Source organism: Pseudomonas sp. 9.1(2019) (genome assembly GCF_009910445.1).
Taxonomy (GTDB): domain Bacteria; phylum Pseudomonadota; class Gammaproteobacteria; order Pseudomonadales; family Pseudomonadaceae; genus Aquipseudomonas; species Aquipseudomonas paraversuta.
The window spans coordinates 378,009-402,873 of record NZ_VBWF01000010.1 but is presented as its reverse complement, the minus strand read 5'-3'; the positions used below and the strand labels follow the sequence as shown (position 1 = coordinate 402,873).

The window sequence follows — 24,865 nt, the reverse complement described above, 5'->3', positions numbered from 1 at the left end:
CCGCAGATTCAGCTCAGAACCACTGCTTGAAGCGGCGGATGTAGAGGGTCTTCATCAACTGTGCAACGCAGCAGTAGCTGAACAGGGTGGCCACCAGCCAGGGGAAGTACGACAGCGGCAGCGGCTCAAGGCCGACCATGGTGCCCAGCGGCGAGAACGGCACGTAGATGCCCAGCACAATGACAATCAGGGTCATCATGATCACCGGCCATGCGGCAGTGCTCTGGATGAAGGGGATTTTTCGGGTGCGCAGCATGTGCACCACCAGGGTTTGCGAGAGCAGGCCCTCGATGAACCAGCCGGACTGGAACAGGGTCTGCATTTCCACGCTGTTGGCCGAGAACACGTACCACATCAGGGCAAAGGTGGTGATGTCAAAGATCGACGAGGTCGGCCCGATCCAGATCATGAACCGGCCGATGTTTTTCGCATCCCACTTGCGCGGTTTTTGCAGGTACTCCTTGTCCATCTTGTCCCAGGGCAGCGCCAGCTGGGAGATGTCGTACATCAGATTCTGCAGCAGCAGGTGGATCGACAGCATCGGCAGGAAAGGGATGAAGGCACTCGCCACCAGTACCGAGAACACGTTGCCGAAGTTGGAGCTGGCGGTCATGTTCAGGTACTTCATGATATTGCCGAAGGTTTCGCGGCCTTTGAGCACGCCTTCTTCCAGCACCATCAGGCTCTTTTCCAGGAGGATGATGTCGGCCGACTCTTTGGCGATGTCCGTGCCGCTGTCCACCGAAATGCCCACGTCCGCATCGCGCAGGGCCGGTGCATCGTTAATCCCGTCGCCGAGAAAGCCGACCGTGTGACCATTGGCCTGCAGTGCCTTGAGCACCCGGGACTTCTGCAGCGGAGTGAGCTTGGCGAACACCGTGCGCTGCTCCACCTCCAGTTGCAGCGTGGCGTCGTCCATGGCCTCTATTTCAGGACCGAGCAACGGCGAGCCTGGCTCCAGTCCCACCTGGCGGCAGATTTTACCGGTGACTGTGGCGTTATCGCCGGTCAGTACTTTTACTGCTACCCCTATCGCCTGCAGCGCGGCAATCGCCGGGCCGGCGGTTTCTTTTGGCGGGTCGAGGAAGGTGAGCAAGCCGCGGATGACCAGATCCCGCTCATCGCCAGTGGTGTATTGCTTTTGTGACTGGGCCTTGGGAATTTCACGGGTGGCAACCAGCAGTACCCGGAAGCCGTCTTCGTTGTAGCCGCTGGCCAGCTCCAGCAACTGCTGGCGGCGCAGCGGATCCAGCGCAACGCTGGCGGTGCCTTCCATGACATGGGTGCAGATGGCGAGCATTTCCTCTACTGCGCCTTTACATACCAGCAGGTGGTCACCCCGTTTGTCCTTGACCACGACCGTCAGGCGTCGGCGGACGAAGTCGAAAGGCAGTTCATCGACCTTGCGGTAGGCAAACGGCACTTTGAACTTTGGATCCTGTGTAGAGAACTGCACCACCGCCTGATCCATCAGGTTGCGCACGCCACTTTGGTGATGGCTGTTGAGCCAGGCCAGGGCCAATACCGATTCATCGCGCTTGCCGGTGGCGTCCACGTGGTGCTCAAGGATGATGTGATCCTGGGTCAGGGTGCCGGTCTTGTCGGTGCACAACACATCCATCGAACCGAGGTTCTGGATCGCATTCAGGCGCTTGACCACCACTTTGCGTTTGGCCATGGCGGTGGCGCCCTTGGCCAGGTTGGCGCTGACAATCATTGGCAGCATTTCCGGGGTCAGGCCGACCGCCACTGCCAGGGCAAACATTAAGGCATCGCCCCAGTCGCCCTTGGAGAACCCGTTGAGGAAAAACACAATGGGCACCATGACCAGCATGAAGCGGATCAGCAGCCAGCTGACGCTGTTGACTCCCCGATCGAATGCCGTTTGCGAACGCGAGCCGACGATGGCTTTGGCCAGCGAACCAAAATAGGTCCGGGGGCCGGTGGCAACCACCACGGCGCGGGCTGTACCGCTTACTACGTTGGTGCCCATGAAGCAGATGTTGGGCAGGTCCAGCAGGTTGCTCTGGTCGGCTGCCATGCCGGAGGCGGACTTTTGTGTGACGTCTCCCAGGGTGTCGTATTTCTCCACGGGTAAAGCTTCGCCCGTGAGTACGGCCTGGCTGATAAACAGATCGCGGGATTCAATCAGGCGAATGTCCGCGGGGATCATGTCTCCGGCGGACAGTTGCACGATATCGCCGGCCACCAGATTGCGCATCGGGATTTCAAGCACCCGGGGCCTGGCACCGTCCTTTTCGCGGCGCAGTACGGTGGCTGTGGTGCGGACCATGGCCTTGAGCGCTTCGGCGGATTTGGCCGAGCGGTGCTCCTGCCAGAACCGCAGCACGCTGCTGAGGCCGACCATCAACCCGATGATGATGACTTTGGTCAGGTCGCTTTCTTCACCGTCACGCAGCGGAATCCAGTAGTCGGTGAAAAAGCTGATCACCGCCAGGGTCAGCAGGACGTAAATGAAAGGGTTATGCAGTGCCAGCAGGAACTGCACGATCGCATGGGGCGGCTTGTCGTGGGCCACCTCGTTGTAACCCTCCAGTTGCAGGCGTTTCGAGGCCTCGAGCAGGGTCAGGCCGTCGGTGGTGGCCTTGACGTTCGCCAGGGTCGCCGACAGTCCGTTCTGTGCTTCACGTGCGGCACGCATGGACAGTTTTGCACGGTCTGCAGCGCTGTTTTTATCCAGTGCTTTGGGGGTTTTCAATGCGCTCATAGGGGGCTGCTCCTGTCGCCTGTTTTAATCCGGACATACATGCGACTTGTCTTTCTGAAGGCAAGCAGCAGTCGTCCGGTGCGAAAGTCGGCGATCGGTTTAAATAAGTTTTAGGTGCAGTTGTATGTTTCGCTACAACAGCGCTATTAATTAGCGGGCAACAGGAAACTTCCAATCTGGTTCATAAAGAACAGCAGTCAGATAACGATGTTTATCAGGCGGAAGTTAATCGATGGCAGAACTTTCTTTGCAGAAGGTTCTGCGCTCGATTAAACCGTGCTTATCCGGCGCGAGCGGCTGTGTAGAAACTCGGGGCGCGGGCAAGCAGGCGAACGGGGCCACAACACGGAGGGTCCTGGGATTCGTTGATGCTCCAGCGCTGTTCCAGTTGCCCCGTGCCGGGGCTGACCCGCCAATGCACCTGGCGGTGCACAGGTTTTGCGCCGGGAACGGCAGTGGAGAAGGGGGATTGCCGAGCAAAAGCAGGCTCACGGCAGAGCTTGACCCGCATGCTCGAGCTAAAGGCGCGGACGCCAGGTAGTACAAAGGTTTTAAAGGTCATAACACACCTCGTGACCGGACTGATGCCGGGGAGGTCGTTACGTTGGAGCGTCAGGCTCTAGCGCAATTGACCCCGCCGTGCAGGCGAGTCCTGTCAATGTCTTGGTTAATTGCCCGGAGCTCCGCATTCGCGGTGACCGGACAGCGTCTAGATACTGTGTCCATTGGCTTCTTTTGTGAGGTTTAAAAAAGACCGAAGTAATTCGGCCTGCGCAATCTACTCAGTCAGGTAACTCATGTCAAGGTTAAACAGGCACAAGTAAGGGCGGTACAGCCAATGTTCAGAAACGGGAAAGTGTATTAAAAACAGTCACCGCTTGAATATGACAATAATAAAACTCAATAGCCGAAGAGTGGGGCGCCGAAGTGTGCTGTCAGCAAACGCCATGTAAGGCATTGAAGTTCAAAAGCACGGGTTGCATCCGGGCTGTAGCAGCGGCTGCTGCCCAATGGTGCTGCCATCACCTAAACGCTATAACTGCACGGACAATCTATAGGTTTGGGTTATATTAGGGGCTGTTTCAGCCCCGTATCGAGATTGGTTTTGTCGACTATTGACCCCGCAGCAACGCAGGTTTCAGCCATTGCATTAACTCAGGTTCAAACGCCTGTTGCGCTTTACCTTGCGCGTCTTGCGCCATCGAGCCGTCAGACCATGCGTTATGTATTGCAGGAGGCGGCGGATCGCCTGGGGGCTGAGGATGTCGCCATCGATGAGTTTCCGTGGCATCAACTGCAGCCGGGGCATATCACCGCGCTGGTGTCTGCATTGCGCGCAGATGGCTATGCGCCCAATACCTCCTCGCTGTACGTGAATGCCATCCGCGGCGTGATGAATCAGGCCTGGCAGCAAAGCCTGATCACCCAGGATCATTTGTTGAAGATCCGTGCGGTAAAGGCGGGAGGTGGTTCGCGTCTGACCAAGGGCCGTAATCTACGCCGTACTCTGATTCGTGAACTGATGGATGTCTGTGCTGCCGACCCGCGCCCCCAGGGCTTGAGGGATGCGGCGATCATTGCAATTTTGTATGGCTCGGGGATGCGCAAGTCGGAATCGGTGAACATGGACCTGTGGCAGGTGAATGTTGAGGAGCGCAGCCTGCGGGTGGTGGGTAAAGGCAACAAGGAGCTGATCAAGTTCGCTCCGGCCTGGGCCTTTGAAAAGCTCGAGCAGTGGCTGGCGTTTCGACGGGACAACCTGCCGGACGGAGCCAGTGACGACGACTTCTTGTTCAACCGGATTCGTCGCGGCAATCACATCACCCGCGAGCGCCTTACCAAGCATGCGATTTACTACATCGCCAAACAGCGCGGCCGGCAGGTCGGGGTCGACATCATGCCCCATGACTTTCGCCGTTCATTCATCACCCGGGTGATCGAAGAGTACGACGTTTCCATTGCGCAAAAACTGGCCCACCACGCCAACATTGCGACCACCGTCAGCTATGACGTGCGCGATGACAATGAGCGGCGCAATGTGACTGACCGCTTTATGTTGTGACTGGCAACGCCCAGGCCCGCAGCACTGAAAAAACAATGAACCCTCGCGGCATGCCCCCACCTAAAGCTTTACAACCTGGGAGGTGATGCATGCAAATCGAGCAAATTTGGGTCGTACTGGCCATTATCCTGCTGCTGATCGAGTTCTGGACCATCAGCCGCGTGCTTAAAAGCGCAGCCCCTGCAAGCAGTCGGCTGATGTGGGTGGCGGTCATTATCTTCGTGCCATTATTCGGCATGCTGGCGTGGCTGGTGGCCGGGTCGAAAAAGCACAGAAGGGATTCGTCTTCGGTCTCGAGGTGAGCCGCAAGAGCGCTATGAATAACCCCAAGCTGCAGGAGCAAACTCGCTCCTGCAGGGGGCTTGCCGACTCAGGTATTGGTCTTCAGCTTGGTCCACAGGCGCGTGGTGAGCCGGGCAATTTTGGCCGGCAGGTCCTCGACCGTGAACAGTGTGTCTATCACTTCTTTTGACGGATAGATGGCAGGGTCCTGTTTCACCTCTGACGAGAGATAGGCATCCGCTGCAAGGTTGGGGTTGGCGTAGTGGATGTTGTTGCTGATATCGGCAATCACCTGGGGCGTGAGCAGGTAGTTCATGTAGGTGTAGGCGTTCTTTTCATGGGGCGCGCTTTTGGGCATGACCACCATGTCCATCCACAAGGTGGAGCCTTCCCTGGGGACCGAGTAAGCGATGTTGATCCCGTTCCTGGCTTCCTTGGCACTGGCGGCTGCCTGCACCACATCGCCGTTAAAACCTATCACTGCACAGATATTGCCGTTGGCCAGATCGCTGATGTACTTCGATGCGTGAAAGTACTGAACGTAAGGCCGGATTTTCAGCAGAGCCTGTTCGGCTTTCTTGTAGTCTTGCGGGTCATGGCTGTGGTGCGGCAGGCCTAGATAGTTAAGGGTGACAGGTAGCACCTGGGTCGGGTTGTCGATGATTGCGACGCCGCACTGGCTCAGCTTCTTGATGTTGTTTTCATCAAAAAACAGGCTCCAGGACTGCGTGACATCGGTGGTGCCGAAGATCTGCTTGATCTTGTCCACGTTATAGCCGATGCCTGCAGTACCCCACATGTAGGGGAAGCCGTACTGGTTGCCCGGGTCGTTCACCTCGAGCTTTTTCATCAGCACCGGGTCGAGGTTTTTCCAGTTGGGCAACTGGCTGCGGTCGAGCTTTTGTATGGCCCCCGCCTTGATCAGCCGGGACAGGAAGTGGTTGGACGGGCTGACCACGTCATAACCGGTGTTGCCGGTCATCAACTTGGACTCCAGCACTTCGTTGCTGTCGTGGATATCGTAAGTCGTCTTGACCCCCGTTTGCCTGGTAAACGAGGGCAGGGTGTCATCCGCGATATAGCCGTTCCAGTTGGAGATATTGACTGTCTCGTCTGCGTAGCTGGCTGCCGAAAACGCGGCCAGCATGACCGCCAGGGAAATCGTGTTGATGTGCATGTTCAATCACCTTTTCGAGGAGCTTTTATTTTTTTCGTCACAGTGCATCAGATTTCGGTTCTGGCCCTGACCGCTTCCACGCGCATGCGCAACACGGCGCCGATGTCGAAGAACGGGCGCGGCGGTAGCCAGCCCGGCCGTGCCCGGTCCATGACTGACTGCAACAGCGGGGAGCTGGCGCCACTGGCCATTTCCGCCAGCAACCGGCCCCACAGGGTGCCGCGTGCCACGCCGGAGCCATTGCAGCCGGCGACGGCAAACACCCGTTCCTGGACCTTGGCGAAATAAGGCTGGCCGCTGCGTGTGGCGCTCAGATGGCCGGTCCAGGTGTAGTCAATGTCTTGTTCGGTGAGCCCCGGGAAGCGTCGTTGCAAGCCCAGCGCGTGGTGTTTGCGCCGCTGTATCAAATCGCTGTCGGACAGGTCTTTGGTGCGGTATTCGGCGGTGTTGCGAATCATCACCCGGCGGTCCGGAGTCAGGCGCACAGTTGCGCCGAGGGGGCGCGTGGAAAGTACACCCCAGGGCTCGACGCTGCCGATGGCCGCGTATTCCCGGTCTGTCAGGGGGCGGGTCAGGCTGGCGCTGAGTTCCATGGGGAAGGTGGCGCTGTTGTCGATCCCGGCGCGCGGAATGAAAGCGTTGAGGCACACCAGAACCTGTCCGGCCTCGATGCTGCCTTGGGTGCCAATGGCACGCACGCCGCCGCGCACGGGTTCGAGGCCGCTGATCTCGGTGTTCTCGAATACGCTGACATTGGCTGGCAGAGCATCCAGCAGGCCTTTGACGTACTTCGCCGGCTGCAGCAGAGCGTTGCCATTACCGCACCAGATCGCCGCTCGATAGTGACGGGTCCCCAGTTTTTGGGCGAGTTGTCCGCCCTCCAGAAACTGTGCCGAGGCCCCCACGGCACTGAGGGTTTTGAGCTTGGCTTCGATGTGGGTCAGCTTGGCGGGATCATTGACCGCGAAGTAGTAACCCGAATCGCGGTATTCGCACTCAATGCCGTGGCGGCTGATGCGCTTGCGTACTTCTTCGCCGGCGGCGCAGCCGATTGCAGAGTCGACCTCAAAACCGGCGAAGCCGCTGTGGCCGATCAGCTCATCATCGCCGGGGTTTTCGTGGGACACCGCGTAGCCGGAGTTGCGCGCTGAGGCCCCCTGGGCTGCGCGCTGCCGATCGACCACGACGATACGCGCCTCAGGGTACATTTCTGCCAGGGAATGGGCGGCACTGAGCCCGGTGATACCGGCGCCAATAATCAGCCAGTCAGCTTTTTCCGGCCCCTTGAGGTGATCGCGGCCCGGGGAGGTTCCTGCCAGGGCAATCCAGCCACATTGATTTTTCACGTAACACCTCATTCAACGGTTGCGGCGCCTCCTGCTTGGGTGAATACATGCGCAAATCGCATGGCTGATATCAGGTGGCGCCCTCTATAGCTGGAATTTATGACGAACAGGGTGATATAACCAACGTTATAAATTCATTGATCGATTCCAAAAAAGCATGGATACAATTAGCCACGTACCGTCTCTACAGGGCCTGCAGGCGCTGGTTGCAGTTGCCGATTCGGGCAGCTTCACCCTAGCGGCGCAGGCGCTGTGTCTGACCCAGAGCGCAGTCAGTCGCAAGATCCAGCAACTGGAAGGGCATTTCGGTGTACCGCTGTTCGCCAGAAACAGTCGCAGCGTGCACCTGACGGCTGAAGGCGAAGAGGTGCTGGGCAGCGCGCGCACCATTCTTGCGCAGTTGCGGGCGCTGGAAGACCGGCTTTCACCGCAAAAGCGTCCGTTTCGTATCCGCATGCACGTCTCCCTGGCCGTGCGCTGGTTACTGCCCAAGCTCAGTGACTTCTACCTGCAGCATCCGGACATAGCCCTGTCGATCGAAACCGTTGCCACCGAGATCGTTGAGCCCGCCAGCGACAGTGATGCCTACATCCTCTATCTGCCGGAGCCCCGCGCTGACCCGGCCTGTCTGGTGCTGTTCGATGAGGCACTGGTGCCGGTTTGCTCCCCGGATCTGGGGCCGCTGACGTCAATGGATGACCTGGCAGGTTTCCCGTTGCTGCACCGTTCGGCCGACAAGCAGGCGTGGATCGACTGGCTGTCAGCCAATCACGGCAACCCCCTGGAGAGCTATCGTCACATCCCGTTCAACCTCGATGAGCTGGCACTGGATGCTGCGGCCCGGGGGCTTGGGGTCGCAGTGACGGACATGACCCTGGCCGATGAGTCGATCCAGCGCGGGGTGCTGGTGATTCCGTTTGGCGAGCCATTGAAAACCGGCGGCAATTACTCGTTGTGCCCACAGCCCCTGGCGGCCGGACACCCGGCCTGTTCCCGGGTGCTGCAGTGGTTCGCGGAGCAGGCGCAACAGGCTAGGGTGCCAGGTGCTTGAGCATGATGACGGTGCGTTCGGCACCGTGGAATTCGTCGCGGATTTTTTCAAAACCCAGGCGGGCGTAAAAACCTTCGGCGGTGATCGAAGAGGGCACCCTTAACTCTTGCAGGCCGTGCTGCCCTGCAACGGATTCGATTCTGGCCATAAGCTGCTTGCCGATTCCCGTGCCCTGGTGGCCGGGAGCGACGAATACACTGCGAATTACCTGCTGGTCCAGGCTTGCCGTTGCGACCACGGCCCCATCAAGAATTGCCACATAGACTTGACGCTGGATGATCAAGCCCAGGATCTGTGGGGCCGCAAAGCTTTGCTCCACCCGGGCGATGACGTCGGGCGGGTAGTCCAGGGCATTGGACTGGCGAAGTGCAGCGATCACCACCTTGCTGATGGCCGCTGCATCTTCGGCACGGGCAGCTCGAACCAGAACGCTCATAATTGATTTATCCGTTGCGATGGTATTGGCGAACTACTTTAGACCTTGCTGCCGACGTCGGCCGCTCTTGATAGCTCAGTCAAATTTTGTAATAAGTCTGTTGCTCAGAAAACTCTGATTGCGCTGTAGGATTGCATCCCCAATTTACTAAAGGTTTATATGAACACCCTGATGGAGCCTCCCAGTTGCTGCTTTCTGTCAGCAACCCGTTTGTTTTCAGCCTCTGTTGCTGATCGTTTATCTCATCTCTCCAGCGTTTCCAGCCTGACCGGTACATCCCGTGTCTTGCGCTTGCCTGTCTGTGCTGAATTTCCTGTGGCCACTGCCTGCCAGAGGATCGACCCGGGCGCAGCATTCTCATCATCCCCAACCCCTCAAGAGCGCGCGTAAGCATTATGGAATGGATTGCTGATCCTACGGCCTGGCTAGGCCTGCTGACCTTGATTGTGCTGGAGTTGGTGCTAGGCATCGACAACCTGGTGTTTATTGCCATCCTGGCGGACAAGTTGCCGCCCGAGCAGCGCGACCGCGCCCGGGTCATTGGTCTGACCCTGGCGCTATTGATGCGCCTGGGCCTGCTGGCCAGCATCTCGTGGATGGTGACGCTGACCGAGCCCCTGTTCGAAGTGTTTGAAAAATCCTTTTCGGGGCGCGACCTGATCATGCTGTTCGGTGGTCTGTTCCTGTTGTTCAAAGCCACCATGGAGCTGCATGAACGGCTCGAGGGGCATGTCGCAGAGCGTTCATCCAACGCTGTGTATGCCATGTTCTGGCCGATCGTGGCGCAGATTGTGGTGCTGGACGCGGTGTTCTCGCTGGATGCGGTGATTACCGCGGTGGGCATGGTCGAGCATTTGTCCGTGATGATGATCGCGGTGGTGATCTCCATTGGCCTGATGATCATTGCCAGCAAGCCGCTGACCCGCTTCGTCAACAGTCACCCGACCGTGATCATGCTGTGTCTGGGCTTTTTGATGATGATCGGTTTCAGCCTTACCGCTGAAGGCCTGGGCTTCCACATTCCCAAGGGCTATCTGTACGCTGCCATCGGCTTCTCGATCTTGATCGAGGTCTTCAACCAGATTGCCCGCGCGCAACGTAAACGCAGCCTGCAAGGTGTGCGCCCGATGCGTGAGCGCACCGCCCATGCCGTGATGCGTTTGCTGGGCGGGCGTACCCTGAGTGCCGACGAAGTCGGTGAGGAAATTGCGGACATGCTGGAAGGCGGCGCCAGCGAAGAGGTGTTCCACCGTCGCGAGCGGGTCATGATCAGTGGTGTTCTGCAACTGGCGGAGCGGCCCATACGCACAGTCATGACCCCGCGCACGGAGATTGATCACATCGATCTGGCAGATTCGGCCGAGAGCATTCGCGCAAAACTGATGCATTCGTCCTACTCCAGGTTGCCGGTGATCAGGGCAGGCCGCATCGATGAGCCATTGGGCTTTGTGCACAAGAAGGAGCTGTTGAAAGAGTTGTTGGCCGGCCATCAACCCGATCTGGAAGCCATGGCCCGCAAGACCATCAACTTGCTGGACAGTTTCTCGATCCTCAATGCTCTGGAGCAGATGCGCAAAGAGTCCACCCACATCGCTTTCGTGATCAACGAGTTCGGTGACTTCACCGGCCTGCTGACCATGACCGATATTCTGGAATCGATTGCCGGCGAGTTGCCTGACGCCAGTGAAATCGAAGGCCCGAACATTGTGGTCCAAGGGGATGGTTACTTAGTGAGCGGCGCCTTGAATCTGAGTCAGATAGCCCTGCACACCGGTTTCCCGGCCAAGGCCACGGATGACTATCAAACACTGGCTGGAATGGTCATGAGTTTGCTGGACCGTCTGCCTGTGATTGGCGACAGCCTGACCTGGGAAGGGTGGAACCTGAGGGTGATGGAGGTTGAAGAGCGGCGGGTGACCAGGGTGCTGCTTAGCAAAGCGTAATCTGTAGGAGCGAACTTGCTCGCGAGTTCTTCGCTGTTGCGAAAGACTCGCGGGCAAGCGCGCCCCTACAGGGCTGTTTTACTCTTTGTCAGGCAACGCGTAAGCGATCACGTAGTCACCGCGATCGGCTGACTGGCGTGCGCCACTGGCGGTGATGACAACGTACTGCTTGCCGGTTTTAGGCGACACAAAGGTCATCGGGCCGCCCTGGCTGCCGACTGGCAAGCGGGCCTTCCAGGCCTCTTCACCATTGGCCGAGTTGAAGGCGCGCAGGTAATAGTCCTGAGTCCCCGCGATGAAAATCAGACCGCCCTGGGTGGACAGCGTACCGCCCAGGGTAGGCATGCCGATTGGCAATGGCAGGTGCATCTTGACCCCCAGCGGGCCAGTGTCCTGAACAGTGCCGACCGGTACTTGCCAGGCAATTTTCTGGGTCTTCATGTCGATGGCAGTCAGGGTGCCGAACGGCGGAGCCTGGCAAGGGATGCCGGCGATGGACAGGAAGCGGTTCTTGTTCACTGCATACGGCGTGCCTTTGAGCGGTACTGCGCCCATGCCGGTATTCAGTGCTTCGCCGCCGGAGTTGGCCACCGCTTCTTTTTTCTGCGGCACCATCTGGATCCACAGGCCCAGACGCATGTCGTTGACGAAAATAAAGCCGTGCACCGGATCAGTCGACAGACCGCCCCAGTTCATGCCCCCCAGTGAGCCCGGGAAGCTCAGCGACACATCGGTACCAGGTGCGGTAAACAGGCCGTCGTAACGCATTTTCTTGAACGAAATGCGGCACAGCATCTGATCGAACGGGGTTGCGCCCCACATGTCCGACTCAGTCAGTTTTTGCGCACCAATCTGCGGCATGCCCACCGATTTCGGCTGGGTCAGCGAGTAGGGCTCGTTCGGAATGTTGGAGGCTTTGACCGCTACTTCTTCAACTTTGGTCAGTGGCTGGCCGGTGTGGCGATCCAGAACAAAAATCTGGCCGGCCTTGGTGCCGATCACCAGCGCCGGGACCTTGCTGCCGTCAGGCTTGGCAAAGTCGATCAGGGTCGGCTGCATGGGCAAGTCGAAGTCCCACAGATCGTTATGAACGGTCTGATAGACCCACTTTTCATCACCGGTCGAGGCGTTGAGTGCCAGCACCGAAGCGCCGTACTTGTGGTCCAGAGCCGTGCGTTCAACACCGTAGATGTCGGTGGACGAACTGCCCATCGGCAAGAAGATGGTGTTCATCAGCGGGTCATAGGACATCGGCGCCCAGCTGTTGGGCGTGCTGCGAACGTAGGTCTGACCCTCTGCCGGAGCCTGTTTGTCTTGCGGATTGCCAGGGTCGAACGCCCAGCGCATGGCGCCGGTGATTACGTCAAAGCCGCGGATCACGCCGCCAGGCATGTCGGTTTGCACGTTATCGGCAACCCGGCCGCCAACCACCACTGTGGTACCTGCCATCAACGGTGCCGACGACAGCTGGTAAAAGGAGTCAGGCACATTGCCCAGACCGGCTTTCAGATCAACCTGGCCATTGGTGCCGAAGTCCTGGCAGAACTTGCCGGTGTCAGCATCCACCGCGATCAGGCGCGCATCGATGGTGTTGGTGAGCAGGCGACGCTGGCAGGCAGCGCCGGGGGCAACAGCCACTGGCACGGCAGGGGTGCTGCCATCAGTCGGCTGGGCAACCGGTGCGCTGGCATCGAAGTACGCCAGGCCCCGGCAACGTTGCCAGACAGCCGATTTGGCATCGATGTTGTTCTTCCACAGCTCTTTACCGGTATCGGCATCCAGAGCGATGAGGTTGTTGTGCGGGGTGCAGATAAACACCTTGTCGCCCACTTGCAACGGGGTCAGCTGGTCTTCTGCGCCATTGCCGTCGCTGATCGCCACGTCGCCGGTCTGGTAAGTCCAGGCGGGTACCAGATCGGCAACGTTACTGCGGTTGATCTGGTCCAGTGCGGCAAAGCGGCTGCCACCTTCGTCATTACCGTAGTGTGCCCAGTCTTTCTGGGCATTGGCCGGGTCGACCTTGGTCAGGCCCGGGCCGTCGCCGGTAGCCGACACCGTGGCGTGGGGTAGAAACATGCCCCAGAAACCGCCAGCGATGGCCACAGCCAGCAACGCGCCCAGCGCGTAACCCCCGTTCCCGCTCAGGCCGTTGGCCTTGCGCAGAGAAGGGTAAGCCAGCGCCACCACCAGGCTCAGCACGGCCAGGGCGAACAGGCGCGAAACCAGCGGCCAGAACACCAGCCCGGCATCCAGCAGGGCCCAGACAATCGACGCAACCATCACGGCAGCGAACAGCCAGACGCCTGAAAGGCGTTGTTTGAACATTAATACCGACGCGGCAATCATTCCGAGACCGGCCAGCAGGAAATACAGGCTGCCACCAAGGGTGGCGAGATAGCCGCCGCCGGCGACGAACAGCAATCCGAAAACCAGCACGCCGAGGGCTGCGACCCAAACGGGCCAGCGGCTCACGGAGGCCGAAGGTTGAGAATTATTCATGGTGCATGACCCTACTGATGCATGAGCGATTGAGGTGGGAGCAGCCTATTAGGTATAGCTGTTTCCATTACAGAGTGGCTGGGGAAGCCTTTGCAGCGCCTGGTGCCTTATGGAGCAGGGCGAGACAACCGGCAGAAGTCATAGATAGCTATGTACTAAACGGTTAGTTCCGTAACTTTAACAAAAAAACACGCCCTGCGACAAATTGTCCGCGCAAACCGCAGCAAGCCAGTGGCGAGCGCTTTCCGATCCTGACCTCGGCGCCTCTCTCGCGGGAGCCGGGGATGCAGGTAGCGGCGGGGCAGAGGTTGATGGCCATGCATCGCAGGCATCATCGATGCCCGGATGCGCGAAGCACTGGCGGCGCAGCGTGCAGCAGTTACGCAACTGGAGCACAGGCAGCAGGTACAGCGCGCCCGGTGCGTTAAGCGAGAGAAATGCGCTCAGGCATTGGCGCAGCCTGCGGTGGAAGGCATGGAAGTATCTGGAGTGGCGGCCGCGTTGGGGGCGTAAATCGCCAGGCTTTGGTGCACCGGGGTTCCAGATGGAGCCGTCGGACAGCAAGGGGAAAGGGCTGCCGAACCTGATGCCAAGGGTCATTATTATAACTATACTAAATAGTTCTTTAGTTTAGTTATATCTAAAATGCATATATAAGCCTAAGACTACACGCAGTTGAAAAGGCCGCGAATACGTACTATTGAGGCCGGTTCAAAGGGAGAAACCGCGACAAAACACTCGGTTTGCCATCTTTGAGACTGCACGGCCTGACGTGCTACAGGCTGGCTCCAGGGCGGATAAACACGAAATGCGCGTTTGCCGCCGCGACCATTGATGGCAAACACACCGCGCGACAACAAGGTCTCACGATCAAAAACGAACTGTCCGCAGCGTCCTTCAGTAGACACATGAACCACCACGAAATCGATGTCATCCGCGCTATCCAGTGGTGCAATTTCGCCGCCTGGGCAAGGTCGTTTCCACAGGGTGACGAACTGGCCGACCTTGGTTGGCGTCACTTTGGCTACCCTGAAGACAACCTTGCGACCTGCAAGAGTAAAGCGCAAACCGCCATATTCCCGGGCTTCACTGTCTACCGAGTAATCAACCGGATGCGCTAAGGCTGCGTTCAAATACAGGCTCTCGATAGCTGTCAGCAAAGGCTGTGGGAGGATCATGTGCGGTACGCCATCAGGTATTCAGCATGACCTGTCTGCTCGTCAATTTGCTCGCGGACCACATCAAAACCCTGTGAGCGATAAAAGGCCAGGCTGGGCGCATTCTCTTTGTAAACCGCAAGGCTCAACTCGCCACGAAGGTTTTTCGCATGCTCAAGCAACTGTTTGCCCAGGCCTTTGCCTTGATGAGCCGGGTCAACAAACAGCGCGGCTAGTTGATTGCCCAGCAAGGAGCAAAACCCCTGGACGCTGGATTGGTCTTCAAACACATAGGTCTCAGATGCCGGGATGTAAACATCACGCATCGTTGCTGTATGGGATTGCCAGTAAGCCGCGTCGATAAAGTCATGAGCCTTGATCGATGCGCTCAGCCAGATTTCCACAACAGGTTCCATGTCGTGTAGTTCAAATGCTCTGATCATTTGTCATTCCATTGTGGTGTTGGCCGACAAGCTTAATGCAAAGCCAGCAATTAGAGCGCGTCTGGGCATTGTTGCAGGCATCGAAATGCGGGGATCGTTCGAGAGAGGAATTTCCAGCCTTGAAATCTGACCTCCACTGACCCTGAGGCACCAATACGATAGTTCGCATAATGTATATTATGTTAAATCACGTATCTGGGTCTGGGTTCGTCCCAATGGCGAGTTCGCTTCGTGACAGCACCCGGAAGTAAACATCCAATTTTTTGGGTACTAAACATCCAAACTCAGGTTTCCTACCCCATTTTGGATGTTTCTTTCATTAGTGCTCGCGGCCCTGCTCTCCGGATGCTCCTACAGTGACTTGAAGCCTCAGTCCCACCTGCAGCCACTAGGGTGTGCCAGTGAAACCCTGTCTCACAGCGGGATCACACTGTCGCCAGCTGCTTGGCCCTCCGAAACCTGGTGGATATGTGGACCAACATCCTGCCCGCCTTGGTTCTAAATGGCTGCTTTATAATGTTGGTTCTCGCCACCGCAGCGATGCAGACATTTCGCGATGTCTCCCACCACGACACCTTGTTCGCCCATGCCTACCAGATCAAAAGTATGCTTGCTCAGATCGCTATGACCATCGGCACTACGATCGCAACCCTATTCCTGCAATGGCGTACTACGCTGCAATACAACAACCTCAATGGGCTTTTAACGCTGGCGATCCGCTGTACCAAGAAAGTACGCAGCGTTTAGCCTAGGCACTGACTCCCGTTCTAGGTGCTGCCCATGCCAACCAGATCTCGGTCGCGACAATCGCCCAAAACCTGCACCAGCAGGCAACACTGGTTGCCAGCATGGAGTACTTCTGGGCGGTTATCGTGGTCGCCAGCATGGCGTTGGGGGTTTGCGTGATACAGAAAACCTTCAAGTGAGGGCATTTCTGGATTCGGGCAGACGCTCCTGTAGAAGGAATTCCTTTCGGCTAAAGAGGAATGGTCACCTTGACCCAGTAAGCCTCCCCTTCCGGACGATTGCGAACCTGGCTCTCTTTCTGCCACTTTGCGGTGACGAACCAACCGGAATCACTGGCGTATTTGACCGATGGCCCGATGGCAACTGCACGTCCCTTATTGTCCGCAACACGGTCACCGTCTTGACGATCGTCCGTGGTTTGACGGTAGATGTAGCCGCCTACGCCGATGACCCAGCCATTGCCCAAGCCCCAACCCAGTGAATAGTCGGCATGCAACTCCTGGCCAGAGCGATAGTCGGTAGCGCTGTTACGCAGGTTGAAGTCATACATGATCTTGATATCAGCGTTCATACCCACCGGATCGACATATGAAAACGCAGCCACTGGTTCAAATGCCCAATAATTACGGCCTATGTTGGCTAGGTCACCGCGGCCATAACGGCCGGTGGGGGCGAAGATGTCCAGCGCGTAAATGGCATGCAATTTATCACTGTAATGATAACCCAGCGCCGGGCCGAAGATGATGTCTCCCATCCCCGTTTTCTTCTGGTGCTGACCGTTCACGTCCACCCGCAGGTCGACCAAGGGCACGTTGAGGTGAAACGCCAGCGCCCCATCTAGGACCTTTTGCTCGGTTACCCAGATCAGCCTTGGTGCAATTACATCGGCGCTCAGGTGAAAATCATCGAGCGCTGACTTGCCCCGATTATCCAGGAGCCGATCAGCACGATAACGCTCTGCAAACATCTGCGCGTAGAAACCAGGCGGCGGCATGGCCCCGGTCATGTAATTGTCAGCGCCCATCGGGTAGGACGATCCACCTCCCTCGGTGGCCTGGGCGGCGGGCAGAAAAAATGCCAACGAGCAAATAGCAGTCAAAGCAGGAATGTTGGACAGGACATTTACAGCGGCAACGGTTTTTTTATTATTCATTGTGGCAACCATTCGTGCGTGGAGAATTCGCAGGCAGCAACCGGTGCGACACCCGGGGTGCCGTGATCTATTCAGGCGTGGTAATAGCCGGCTGCCTAGAGCCGGCCCTTATGCTGTGGCGTTAGAACGGATAGGGTTGGTCGGAAGGCTCAACCGTGACCCATTTCACTTCAGTGAACTCTTCGATCACCGCGCTACCGTCAAAACGGCCATAGCCACTGTTTTTCATGCCACCGTAAGGTGCTTGTGGTTCGTTTTGCACGGTAGCCCCGTTAATGTGCACGCAACCGGCATCTAGGCGGCTGGCCAAGTCGAGGGCAAGGCTGACGTTACGGCTAAAGATTGCCGAGGACAGCCCGAATGCCGTGTCATTGGCGACTTCTAACGCGTGCTCGGCGCCTGTTACACGGACGACCGTGGTAACGGGCCCGAAGGTTTCCTCATCGTAGATGTCCATCGCCGAAGTTACGCGATCAACCAGCGTCGGCGCCATCTGCGCATGCTCTGCCAACCCGCCAGCCACTATCGTGGCGCCTTTGCCAATCGCATCATCGAGCATCTGATTGATGCGCTGGACCGATCCTTGGGCGATCATCGGGCCCACGACGCTGGCAGGGTTAGTTACAGGACTACCTTGCTCGAGACCGCGAATACGCTCGGCAAACTTGGCGACAAACGTATCGGCAACGGCCTCATCGACCACAAACCGTTCGGTCGACATGCAGATTTGCCCCTGGTACAGAAAAGCCCCGAATACCGCTGCATTGACTGCGCCATCCAAATCGGCATCTTCCAGCACAATAAACGGCGCTTTGCCGCCCAGTTCCAGCAAGCAACGTTTGAGATGTTTAGCGCAGGTCTGAGCAATCATTCGGCCGACGTTGGTCGAACCGGTAAAATTCACCCGGCGTACCGTATCGTGGGCGATCAGCACTTCGGTGACGGCACCTGCGTCTTCAGGAGCAGAAATTATGAAATTCACCACGCCCGCCGGGAAACCTGCGTCATAGAAGGCCTGGGCTAGCAGTTCATGAGTACGCGGGCTGTTCTCCGAACCTTTGAAGATCACCGTGTTACCGCATGCCAACGGGTAGGCAATAGAGCGAGTGCCAAGGATCACCGGGCCGTTCCAGGGCGCGATGCTCAACACCGTGCCTGCGGGCTGGCGCAGTGTCACGGATAAAGTGCCCGGTTTATCGGTTGCCAGCGTTTCGCCTTTGATTTGCGTTGTGAGAGCAGCCGCTTCGCGCAACAGGTTGGCCGAAGCGCCCACGTTGAATTGTGACCACAAACGCGACGCGCCGATTTCCTCGGCCATTACAGTGCAAAAAAGCTCCATCTTGCCTTCTAGTGCATCAGCAGCGGCTAACAGCAGCCGGCGACGCTCGGTTGGGCCGACCTTCGACCACGTTTTGAATGCCTGCTGGGAAGAAGCGGCAACCCGGCGCGCATCTTCCACGCTGCAGGCGGCACCTGTGGTGACGACCTTGCCGCTGATCGGATCGATGCGCTGGTAGGTTTTACCGTTCGACGCCGCCTGCGCGACGTTGTCGATTACGAGTTGAACATTCATCAATAGATCCTTTGGTGAGCCTGAGAAATCACGCCAGGTCTGCCGCGGCCGGCATGCGCAGAATCGGTTTGATCGTGATGCCGCTTTCGCTGTCGGCCATCGCTTCGTTGACCTGGTCAAAGGTATAGAACCGGCACAGTTTGTCGAAGGGGAAGCGGCCTTGCAGGTGCAGGTCGACCAGCGTGGGGATAAATGCGTTGGCGACCACGTCGCCCTGGACAATGCCCATGATTCGCTTGCCGGGAATCATCACATCGTTGATGTTGAATGCCACTTCCGTACCCATCTTGGTTGCACCTACGATTCCGCAAGTACCCAGAGTGGTTAGCGCATCGATGGCCTGACGCAGCACTTCTGCGCGACCGGAGCATTCGAGGCTGTAGTTCACGCCGCCGCCGGTGATTTCACGTATGCGCTGGACCGGGTCTTCTTCGCGGCTGTTGATCACGTGGGTGGCGCCCACTTCAAGCGCAAGGCTCAGGCGACTGGGTGTCACATCGACGGCAATAATGGTGGTAGCACCCGCAACCTTGGCCGCCATTACCGCCGCCAAGCCTACCGCGCCGGCGCCAAACGCGGCAAAGCTGGCGCCTGCCTCAACCTGCAGCGCCTTGAGCACTGAGCCCGCACCGGTCTGAATGCCGCAACCCAGCGGCCCCAGCAACTCCAAAGGCGCTTTTTTCGATACTTTCACCACGCTGCGCTCGTTGGCGATCACGTAGGTTGAGAAAGAAGACTGGCCAAAGAAGTGGTCATGGATCGGCGCAGCGTTGTCGCAGCTGCAGGTCGAGGTACTGCCATCCAGACGCCCGCCGCCGAAGTTCAGAGGGTGCATGTGAGAACAATGCGCGGGGTGCCCGGTTTCACAAGGCATGCACAAACCACACGACATGTAGGTCATGACCACATGATCACCTGGTGCGATAGTTGTCACCGCAGCCCCTACCGACTCAACAACCCCCGAACCTTCGTGGCCCAGCACGATCGGCAGTGGCGTTGGGAAAAGTTGATCGCGCACGACCATGTCAGTGTGGCAAACACCTGTAGCGACTATACGGACGCGCACTTCATCGGCACGCGGAACGCCCAGTTCTGCACGTTCGAGCTGCAGCTTACTACCGGCTTCACGCAATACGGCAACTTTGACTTGAATGGGTGCAAGGGTGCTTTGGGACATCTGCATATCCTCTTTAATGTTGAGGTTGGACTGTTTTGACTTACGCAGTTTGCAGCGCACGCGGGCGATTGCTCCGCTTTTGCACTTCAAGGCTGGCGGCCGGGCGCAGCTGAAAATCAAATGTCATTTTCGCAAAACGTCCTGGCACGTCATGGGCAGTGGCTAGCGCCTGGTCATCAATGAACTGCACTTCGCCGATCAAACCTTCACGTGTGGCGTAGGCAAAGTCATCCCAGAGGTACTTGTCGTTGGACAGATTGATCTGGGTAGTGAGGTGCTCGTAACCGGGGGCGGACAGGAAAAAGTGAATATGCGCAGGTCGCTGACCATGGCGCCCCAAGTGATTAAGGCATTCCTGGGTCGGGCCCTGGGGGTTGCAGCCGTAGCCCGAGGGGACGATGCTCCTGACCCGATAACGCCCGTCAGCGTCGGTCACGATGCGCCGGCGCAGGTTGAACTCGGACTGGCTCTTGTCGAAGTGCGAGTAGTTACCTTTGCTATCCGCTTGCCACAAATCGACAAGGGCTCCCGCGATAGGCTGGCCTTGCAGATTCAAAATCTGCCCTTCAACAAAAAATGGTGTGGCAATACCGTCTTCCGAGCCATCGTCCATCCGCGCAAAGCCCTCGCGCAGAGGCGCACCTGCTACATAGAGAGGGCCTTCAATCGTGCGCGGTGTGCCTCCGATACGGCCTGCCTCAGCTTGCTTCGCATCGTTGAGCAGATCGAGGAAATGCTCAACGCCCAGGCCTGCCGCAAGCAACCCTGCTTCGTTACTTTTACCGAGTCGGTTGATGTATTCAACCCCTGCCCAGAACTCATCATCAGTGATATCCAGCTCTTCAATGACCTTGGCGGTCTCTTGCAGAATACGCAGCACGATGCGCTTGTTGCGTGGGTTGCCGGCGGCGTTTTTCAGCCCGGCTGCATCTCGGAAAAATTCAAGCATGTCGGGGGTATTGGAAATGCTGACGGTCATGGTTTTTTTACCTGTCTTTTTATTTTGGGTTTAGCGCGCCAGACAATGGGCGTTGGCGCTGTATGGACTTCAAACAGCCTCAGCCCAACCGAGCCGAGTACGAGCCTGTGCGAGGTCCGATTGCATATCGTGGTTCCATAGCCAATCGAAACGGCTGGCCAGGGTGGTCGACAACAGGGACTCCTGGTCTTCGACTTTAGGGTCCCGGAATTCGTAAAGCTCACCCGCTTCCCAGGACGTTCGTTGCACACGGCAGGCGCGGGGCCGCCGAATTTCGTCATACACCTGCAAGACGTTTTGGGGATCGCTATCAAGTACTCGCGGGTCGCCCAGCAAGCGCGCAAGCAGCCAGGCATCTTCAAGTCCTTGGCCAGCCCCGGCACCTTGATGGGGCAGCATGGCGTGGGCCGCATCACCGATCAGCCCGACACGGCCATGGGTGTAGCCTGCAAGTTCATCCAGTTCATGAAGTGCCCATAACGTCGGCGCGGGGATGCATTCGAGCAATACGCGTACGGCATCGCCCCAGTGCGCGAAAGCTTGCAGCATTTGCGCCTGGCTGGTGCTTTTGACCCAGGGAGTGTCTTGTGGCCACACGGGGTTGGCCTCGGAGCGATCGGAAACGAAGGCCACTACGTTAATCAACCGGCCTTGCTTGACCGGGAACGTGAGGATATGGGCGTCGAGACCCAGATACATTTGCGGGACATTGATCAGATGCTCATCGACACCCGCAGCGCGATACGCCTCGCGCAGTTGCTCACTGTCGATCATGCCACGGTAGGCGCAGGTACCACTGAATCGAGGAGCGACCAAAGGCAGGCCCAGCCCCTGCAGTACATAGTCGCGCAGAGATGATTTGATACCGTCTGCAGCGATCAGCAGGTCACATTCGTAGCCCGTGCCATCGGTGAATTGAACGCTGACTCTGTCTCCCGTCTCACGGACGCTGTTGGCGCGCTTGTCGAAACTAGCAACTCCAGCTGGTAATTGCTGCGCCAACGCATCAAGGAAATCGGCGCGGTGCACAGACGATTGACCTACGCCATCGGCGACACTGGCGCCGAGGTAGCCTGCATCCACGCCGCGGCGCCATTCAAACCAGATGTCTTGCCAGGGTTGCGGGGTACGGTCAGCAATGCGCTCATAGGGTGTGCCGATCCCCAGGCCTTCGATGGCACGCACGGCGTTTGCACCGAACGATACACCGGCACCGACTTCACCGAAGGCTGGTGCTGCTTCAAATAGCGTCACTTCGAGGTGCGGGTGACGGCAGAGATCAAGTGCCAAGGCTACGCCAGCGATACCTCCGCCGACGATGCCCACTTGCAAGACAGAATGAGGGCTAGTCATGGGAAAGCCTTATGGTTGTTTTTGGAATAGCCTGATCATGACTATTCACAAACCATTGATAAATGGCCTTCCCTCCATACAAACTATCACCAGTGTGAATACTAAATGGTTTAACCCGCATGCCTGACCGAGAGAATCCAAGATGAATCTGCGTGAGCTGGACCTGAACCTTCTGGTGATCTTCAACCAATTGCTGGTAGACCGAAGCGTCTCAGTAGCGGCTGATAGCCTTGGGCTGACTCAACCGGCCGTCAGCAACGCGTTGAAGCGTCTGCGCATCACGTTCAACGATGAGTTGTTCGTGCGTACCCCCAAGGGCATGCAGCCTACCCCCTTTGCCGCGCATCTGGCTGAGCCGGTATTCCAGGCGATAGGTTTGCTGCACGGTGCAATCAACCGCCACGATGAGTTCGATCCTGCGACCAGCAAAAAACGCTTCGTGGTAGCGATGACTGATATAGGGGAAATTTATTTCGTCCCGAAATTAATCGACGCGCTGCTCAAACTGGCCCCCGGAATATCGGTGAGCACGCTGCGAAGCAATGCTCAACTTTCCGAAAGCCTGGCCAGTGGCGAAGTGGATCTGGCCGTTGGCTTGCTGCCTGACCTGCAAGCAGGCTTCTACCAACGGCGTCTGTTTCACCACCGCTATGTGTGCTTGTGCAGAAAAGACCATCCACTTACACAGCAGCCAATGACCCGCGAGCGTTTCTGTGAGTTCGGGCACGTCAGGATCGTGGCCGCCAGTACAGGCCACGGAGAAATCGACACACATATGCAGCGTGCTGGCCTGCAACGCGAGATTCGCCTGGAAGTGCCGCACTTTGTTGCAGTCGGGCATATCCTGCAGAACACCGACCTGATCGCAACAGTCCCAGAACGTTTCGCCAACAGTTGCGCGCAGCCCTTCGGCCTTACCACCCTGCCGGTCCCGTTACCCTTGCCCGAAATCGCCATCAATTTGTTCTGGCACGGCAAATACAACAGGGACCCCGCCAACAAATGGTTCCGACAACTGATGTTTGATCTGTTCAGTGATTAAGTAGATGCACACCCTTTACTGCCAATGAGCACACAACTTAACCAGCTCATCGACCACATACCGTACCTTGGGTCTCAGGTGCGACACCTTTGGCCAGACTGCATGCACATCCACCGCTTCAGGCTCATAGGCTTGCAGCACCTCTACCAGCCTGCCCGCTTCTATATCGTCCTGAAACAGGCTGCGTGGCATCTGGCATAAGCCGGCGCCTGCCACCGCCGAAAGAATCATGACCTCACCATCGCCAATCTGATGAGTTGAGGTTGGCGCGTAACGCACCGTTTTCCCCGCCTCTGTGACGCGCCATGTTAGCGGTTGGCCGCGTCGATGGCCGACGATGCAACGATGCTGACCCAGTTCTTCCAGGGTTTTAGGGGTGCCGAAGCGCGCCAGGTAATCAGGGGAAGCACAGATGGCCCAGCGTTGGCGGGTCAAGCGCCGTGCCACCAGGCCGCTGGTGTCCTGCAGTTCACCAAACCGTACCAACAAATCGATCCCTTCCTCGAATGGATCCACCAGGTGATCGGAAAACGTCAGGTTCAATTGCAGCGCCGGGTATTTGTTGGCGATCTCGAACAACAAGGGCGCAACAACCCTGCGGCCGAAAGCAACCGGCACATCAACGCGCAAGCGTCCGGAAGGCTCTCCACCACCGGGGCCCAACCCGCTTTCAGCGGTGCCGATTTCTTCCAGGGCCGTGGAACACGCCACGAAGTAGGCCTCGCCATCGGCAGTCAAGGATATCCGTCGGGTAGTGCGATGAAACAACTGCGTGCCCAAACGCTCCTCCAGACGTGCGATGGCTTTGCCAACGGCAGATTTTGACACCCCCAACCGTTCAGCCGCCTGGGTAAAACTGGATGAGCGTGCAGCCACTACGAAGGTGATTACGCCCTGGAAGGAATCGATGGGTACCATGCCGACCGCTCTATTGTAGAGTTTAGATCTACCCAGATTATAGTTTTAGGCCATTTATCGCTACAGCATTCAACAGTACGATGGATTCCAGCAAGACAACGGTGCACTTCGCGCACCTCTCCCAGATGAATGCCCTAGAAGGAATACATCATGCCCGTCGTACGTGTGAGCTGGTTCGAAGGTAAGGAACACGCGCAGAAAGCCGCTGTTGCAGCCGATATCACCGAAAGCATCGTTAAACACACCGGTACCGATGCCAATTATATCTACGTGATTTTCGAAGACGTAGCCGCATCGGATTGGGCAGGCGCCGGCAAGCTGTTCGGGGAAGCACCCGAAAAGTCCTGACACCTGCGACCTGCACCGCACGCATTGCCCGAATCCAGTGATGCTCTCGTGCAGGTTTCTGTCATCCATCTGCCGGAGACCACCACATGCACCTCCATATTTCCTGCCTGTTCTCCCTTGCGGTCAAACCCGCAGAGTTTCCTGAGTTCAAGGCGCTGATCGCCACCATCGTTGCCGCCACCCGAACCGAACCGGGCACACTGATTTACGAATACAGTGTCAATGAAGACAACAGCACCGTGCACATCCTTGAGCGTTATAACGTGGATGCCGTGGTCAGCCATGTCGACACCACATTCGCGCCGTTCGGCCAACGTTTCCTGGAGCTGTGCACCATCACCAGCCTCGTGGTCTACGGCACCCCCGACGCCGAAATTCGCAAGCGCCTGGACCCGTTCGGTGCCGTTTACATGACCTCATTCGACGGTTTCAGCCGCTGAGTTGAAACAAT

At 57.7% G+C, this 24,865-nt stretch carries 20 protein-coding genes and 1 pseudogene; 8 read left to right on the top strand and 13 right to left on the bottom strand.

The features are described from left to right. Window positions 1-13 precede the first annotated feature (13 nt). A complete protein-coding gene (gene mgtA / locus FEZ21_RS15215; protein ID WP_160627721.1) occupies window positions 14-2,728 on the bottom strand; it encodes a magnesium-translocating P-type ATPase in 2,715 nt (904 codons plus the stop codon). A 1,216-nt stretch (window positions 2,729-3,944) separates the two neighbouring features. Between mgtA and xerC the strand changes: the two genes are divergently transcribed. Further along, window positions 3,945-4,790, top strand: coding sequence for a tyrosine recombinase XerC (xerC, locus tag FEZ21_RS15205; RefSeq protein ID WP_003445663.1), 846 nt, complete (start codon window positions 3,945-3,947; stop codon window positions 4,788-4,790). Between the two features lie 89 nt (window positions 4,791-4,879). Beyond that, window positions 4,880-5,092: a PLD nuclease N-terminal domain-containing protein gene (locus FEZ21_RS15200; RefSeq protein ID WP_003445661.1), complete on the top strand. Its 213-nt coding sequence runs from the start codon at window positions 4,880-4,882 to the stop codon at window positions 5,090-5,092. A gap of 68 nt (window positions 5,093-5,160) precedes the next feature. Here FEZ21_RS15200 and FEZ21_RS15195 read toward each other — a convergent pair whose 3' ends face one another. Both FEZ21_RS15195 and FEZ21_RS15190 read right to left on the bottom strand, forming a co-directional pair. Beyond that, complete coding sequence (locus FEZ21_RS15195; RefSeq protein ID WP_010657020.1) at window positions 5,161-6,249, bottom strand: polyamine ABC transporter substrate-binding protein; 1,089 nt, start codon at window positions 6,247-6,249, stop codon at window positions 5,161-5,163. A gap of 47 nt (window positions 6,250-6,296) precedes the next feature. Continuing rightward, a complete protein-coding gene (locus tag FEZ21_RS15190) occupies window positions 6,297-7,595 on the bottom strand; it encodes an FAD-binding oxidoreductase (RefSeq protein ID WP_160627718.1) in 1,299 nt (432 codons plus the stop codon). A 157-nt stretch (window positions 7,596-7,752) separates the two neighbouring features. Here FEZ21_RS15190 and FEZ21_RS15185 point away from each other — a divergent pair, with 157 nt between their 5' ends. Beyond that, window positions 7,753-8,646 carry a LysR substrate-binding domain-containing protein gene (locus FEZ21_RS15185; protein WP_003445654.1) on the top strand — a complete coding sequence of 298 codons (894 nt, stop codon included), beginning with the start codon at window positions 7,753-7,755 and terminating at the stop codon, window positions 8,644-8,646. Here the strand turns inward: FEZ21_RS15185 and FEZ21_RS15180 are convergent. Next, the gene (locus FEZ21_RS15180; protein ID WP_003445651.1) at window positions 8,627-9,082 is read right to left on the bottom strand and encodes a GNAT family N-acetyltransferase; all 456 of its coding nucleotides are present in this window, start codon (window positions 9,080-9,082) and stop codon (window positions 8,627-8,629) included. The genes FEZ21_RS15185 and FEZ21_RS15180 overlap by 20 nt on opposite strands. Window positions 9,083-9,477: 395 nt before the next feature. Between FEZ21_RS15180 and FEZ21_RS15175 the strand changes: the two genes are divergently transcribed. Then, on the top strand, window positions 9,478-11,025 hold the full coding sequence (locus tag FEZ21_RS15175) for a TerC family protein (protein WP_003445648.1): 1,548 nt from the start codon (window positions 9,478-9,480) through the stop codon (window positions 11,023-11,025). A gap of 78 nt (window positions 11,026-11,103) precedes the next feature. On the opposite strand, the gene FEZ21_RS15170 is transcribed toward FEZ21_RS15175, so the two are convergent. From FEZ21_RS15170 to FEZ21_RS15160, 3 genes are all read right to left on the bottom strand, one after another. After that, window positions 11,104-13,524, bottom strand: a complete 2,421-nt coding sequence (locus FEZ21_RS15170; RefSeq protein WP_160627716.1) for a glucose/quinate/shikimate family membrane-bound PQQ-dependent dehydrogenase — start codon at window positions 13,522-13,524, stop codon at window positions 11,104-11,106. Between the two features lie 665 nt (window positions 13,525-14,189). Continuing rightward, on the bottom strand, window positions 14,190-14,702 hold the full coding sequence (locus tag FEZ21_RS15165) for a MepB family protein (protein WP_127195376.1): 513 nt from the start codon (window positions 14,700-14,702) through the stop codon (window positions 14,190-14,192). Further along, window positions 14,699-15,124, bottom strand: a complete 426-nt coding sequence (locus tag FEZ21_RS15160) for an N-acetyltransferase (protein WP_160627714.1) — start codon at window positions 15,122-15,124, stop codon at window positions 14,699-14,701. The genes FEZ21_RS15165 and FEZ21_RS15160 overlap by 4 nt, the downstream gene beginning before the upstream one ends. Window positions 15,125-15,592: 468 nt before the next feature. Here FEZ21_RS15160 and FEZ21_RS15155 point away from each other — a divergent pair. Next, window positions 15,593-16,050 (top strand): annotated as a pseudogene (locus FEZ21_RS15155) (arabinose ABC transporter permease); the annotation flags it as partial. Between the two features lie 50 nt (window positions 16,051-16,100). Here the strand turns inward: FEZ21_RS15155 and FEZ21_RS15150 are convergent. The 5 genes from FEZ21_RS15150 to salA form a co-directional block, all read right to left on the bottom strand. Next, the gene (locus FEZ21_RS15150; protein ID WP_160627712.1) at window positions 16,101-17,024 is read right to left on the bottom strand and encodes a transporter; all 924 of its coding nucleotides are present in this window, start codon (window positions 17,022-17,024) and stop codon (window positions 16,101-16,103) included. Window positions 17,025-17,145: 121 nt separating this feature from the next. Beyond that, a complete protein-coding gene (locus FEZ21_RS15145; RefSeq protein WP_160627711.1) occupies window positions 17,146-18,597 on the bottom strand; it encodes an aldehyde dehydrogenase in 1,452 nt (483 codons plus the stop codon). Window positions 18,598-18,625: 28 nt separating this feature from the next. Next, on the bottom strand, window positions 18,626-19,774 hold the full coding sequence (locus FEZ21_RS15140) for an NAD(P)-dependent alcohol dehydrogenase (protein ID WP_160627710.1): 1,149 nt from the start codon (window positions 19,772-19,774) through the stop codon (window positions 18,626-18,628). Window positions 19,775-19,814: 40 nt separating this feature from the next. Then, a complete protein-coding gene (gene catA, locus FEZ21_RS15135; RefSeq protein WP_160627708.1) occupies window positions 19,815-20,753 on the bottom strand; it encodes a catechol 1,2-dioxygenase in 939 nt (312 codons plus the stop codon). Between the two features lie 69 nt (window positions 20,754-20,822). Continuing rightward, window positions 20,823-22,106: a salicylate 1-monooxygenase gene (gene salA, locus FEZ21_RS15130; protein ID WP_160627706.1), complete on the bottom strand. Its 1,284-nt coding sequence runs from the start codon at window positions 22,104-22,106 to the stop codon at window positions 20,823-20,825. A 142-nt stretch (window positions 22,107-22,248) separates the two neighbouring features. On the opposite strand from salA, the gene FEZ21_RS15125 reads away from it, so the two are divergent. Beyond that, entirely contained in the window at window positions 22,249-23,148 is a 900-nt protein-coding gene (locus tag FEZ21_RS15125; protein WP_160627705.1) for a LysR family transcriptional regulator, read from the top strand. Between the two features lie 15 nt (window positions 23,149-23,163). Here the strand turns inward: FEZ21_RS15125 and FEZ21_RS15120 are convergent, their stop codons facing one another. Further along, complete coding sequence (locus FEZ21_RS15120; RefSeq protein ID WP_003445640.1) at window positions 23,164-24,066, bottom strand: LysR substrate-binding domain-containing protein; 903 nt, start codon at window positions 24,064-24,066, stop codon at window positions 23,164-23,166. A 150-nt stretch (window positions 24,067-24,216) separates the two neighbouring features. Here FEZ21_RS15120 and FEZ21_RS15115 point away from each other — a divergent pair, with 150 nt between their 5' ends. Both FEZ21_RS15115 and FEZ21_RS15110 read left to right on the top strand, forming a co-directional pair. Next, window positions 24,217-24,414, top strand: a complete 198-nt coding sequence (locus FEZ21_RS15115; RefSeq protein ID WP_003445639.1) for a 4-oxalocrotonate tautomerase family protein — start codon at window positions 24,217-24,219, stop codon at window positions 24,412-24,414. Between the two features lie 86 nt (window positions 24,415-24,500). Continuing rightward, the gene (locus tag FEZ21_RS15110; RefSeq protein ID WP_160627703.1) at window positions 24,501-24,854 is read left to right on the top strand and encodes a putative quinol monooxygenase; all 354 of its coding nucleotides are present in this window, start codon (window positions 24,501-24,503) and stop codon (window positions 24,852-24,854) included. Window positions 24,855-24,865: the final 11 nt, after the last annotated feature.

Coding starts and splice junctions, on each gene's coding strand:
- mgtA (WP_160627721.1), bottom strand. CDS start 2,728: ATGAGCGCATTGAAAACCCCCAAAGCACTGGATAAAAACAGCGCTGCA.
- xerC (WP_003445663.1), top strand. CDS start 3,945: ATGCGTTATGTATTGCAGGAGGCGGCGGATCGCCTGGGGGCTGAGGAT.
- FEZ21_RS15200 (WP_003445661.1), top strand. CDS start 4,880: ATGCAAATCGAGCAAATTTGGGTCGTACTGGCCATTATCCTGCTGCTG.
- FEZ21_RS15195 (WP_010657020.1), bottom strand. CDS start 6,249: ATGCACATCAACACGATTTCCCTGGCGGTCATGCTGGCCGCGTTTTCG.
- FEZ21_RS15185 (WP_003445654.1), top strand. CDS start 7,753: ATGGATACAATTAGCCACGTACCGTCTCTACAGGGCCTGCAGGCGCTG.
- FEZ21_RS15180 (WP_003445651.1), bottom strand. CDS start 9,082: ATGAGCGTTCTGGTTCGAGCTGCCCGTGCCGAAGATGCAGCGGCCATC.
- FEZ21_RS15175 (WP_003445648.1), top strand. CDS start 9,478: ATGGAATGGATTGCTGATCCTACGGCCTGGCTAGGCCTGCTGACCTTG.
- FEZ21_RS15170 (WP_160627716.1), bottom strand. CDS start 13,524: ATGAATAATTCTCAACCTTCGGCCTCCGTGAGCCGCTGGCCCGTTTGG.
- FEZ21_RS15165 (WP_127195376.1), bottom strand. CDS start 14,702: ATGATCCTCCCACAGCCTTTGCTGACAGCTATCGAGAGCCTGTATTTG.
- FEZ21_RS15160 (WP_160627714.1), bottom strand. CDS start 15,124: ATGATCAGAGCATTTGAACTACACGACATGGAACCTGTTGTGGAAATC.
- FEZ21_RS15150 (WP_160627712.1), bottom strand. CDS start 17,024: ATGAATAATAAAAAAACCGTTGCCGCTGTAAATGTCCTGTCCAACATT.
- FEZ21_RS15145 (WP_160627711.1), bottom strand. CDS start 18,597: ATGAATGTTCAACTCGTAATCGACAACGTCGCGCAGGCGGCGTCGAAC.
- FEZ21_RS15140 (WP_160627710.1), bottom strand. CDS start 19,774: ATGTCCCAAAGCACCCTTGCACCCATTCAAGTCAAAGTTGCCGTATTG.
- catA (WP_160627708.1), bottom strand. CDS start 20,753: ATGACCGTCAGCATTTCCAATACCCCCGACATGCTTGAATTTTTCCGA.
- salA (WP_160627706.1), bottom strand. CDS start 22,106: ATGACTAGCCCTCATTCTGTCTTGCAAGTGGGCATCGTCGGCGGAGGT.
- FEZ21_RS15125 (WP_160627705.1), top strand. CDS start 22,249: ATGAATCTGCGTGAGCTGGACCTGAACCTTCTGGTGATCTTCAACCAA.
- FEZ21_RS15120 (WP_003445640.1), bottom strand. CDS start 24,066: ATGGTACCCATCGATTCCTTCCAGGGCGTAATCACCTTCGTAGTGGCT.
- FEZ21_RS15115 (WP_003445639.1), top strand. CDS start 24,217: ATGCCCGTCGTACGTGTGAGCTGGTTCGAAGGTAAGGAACACGCGCAG.
- FEZ21_RS15110 (WP_160627703.1), top strand. CDS start 24,501: ATGCACCTCCATATTTCCTGCCTGTTCTCCCTTGCGGTCAAACCCGCA.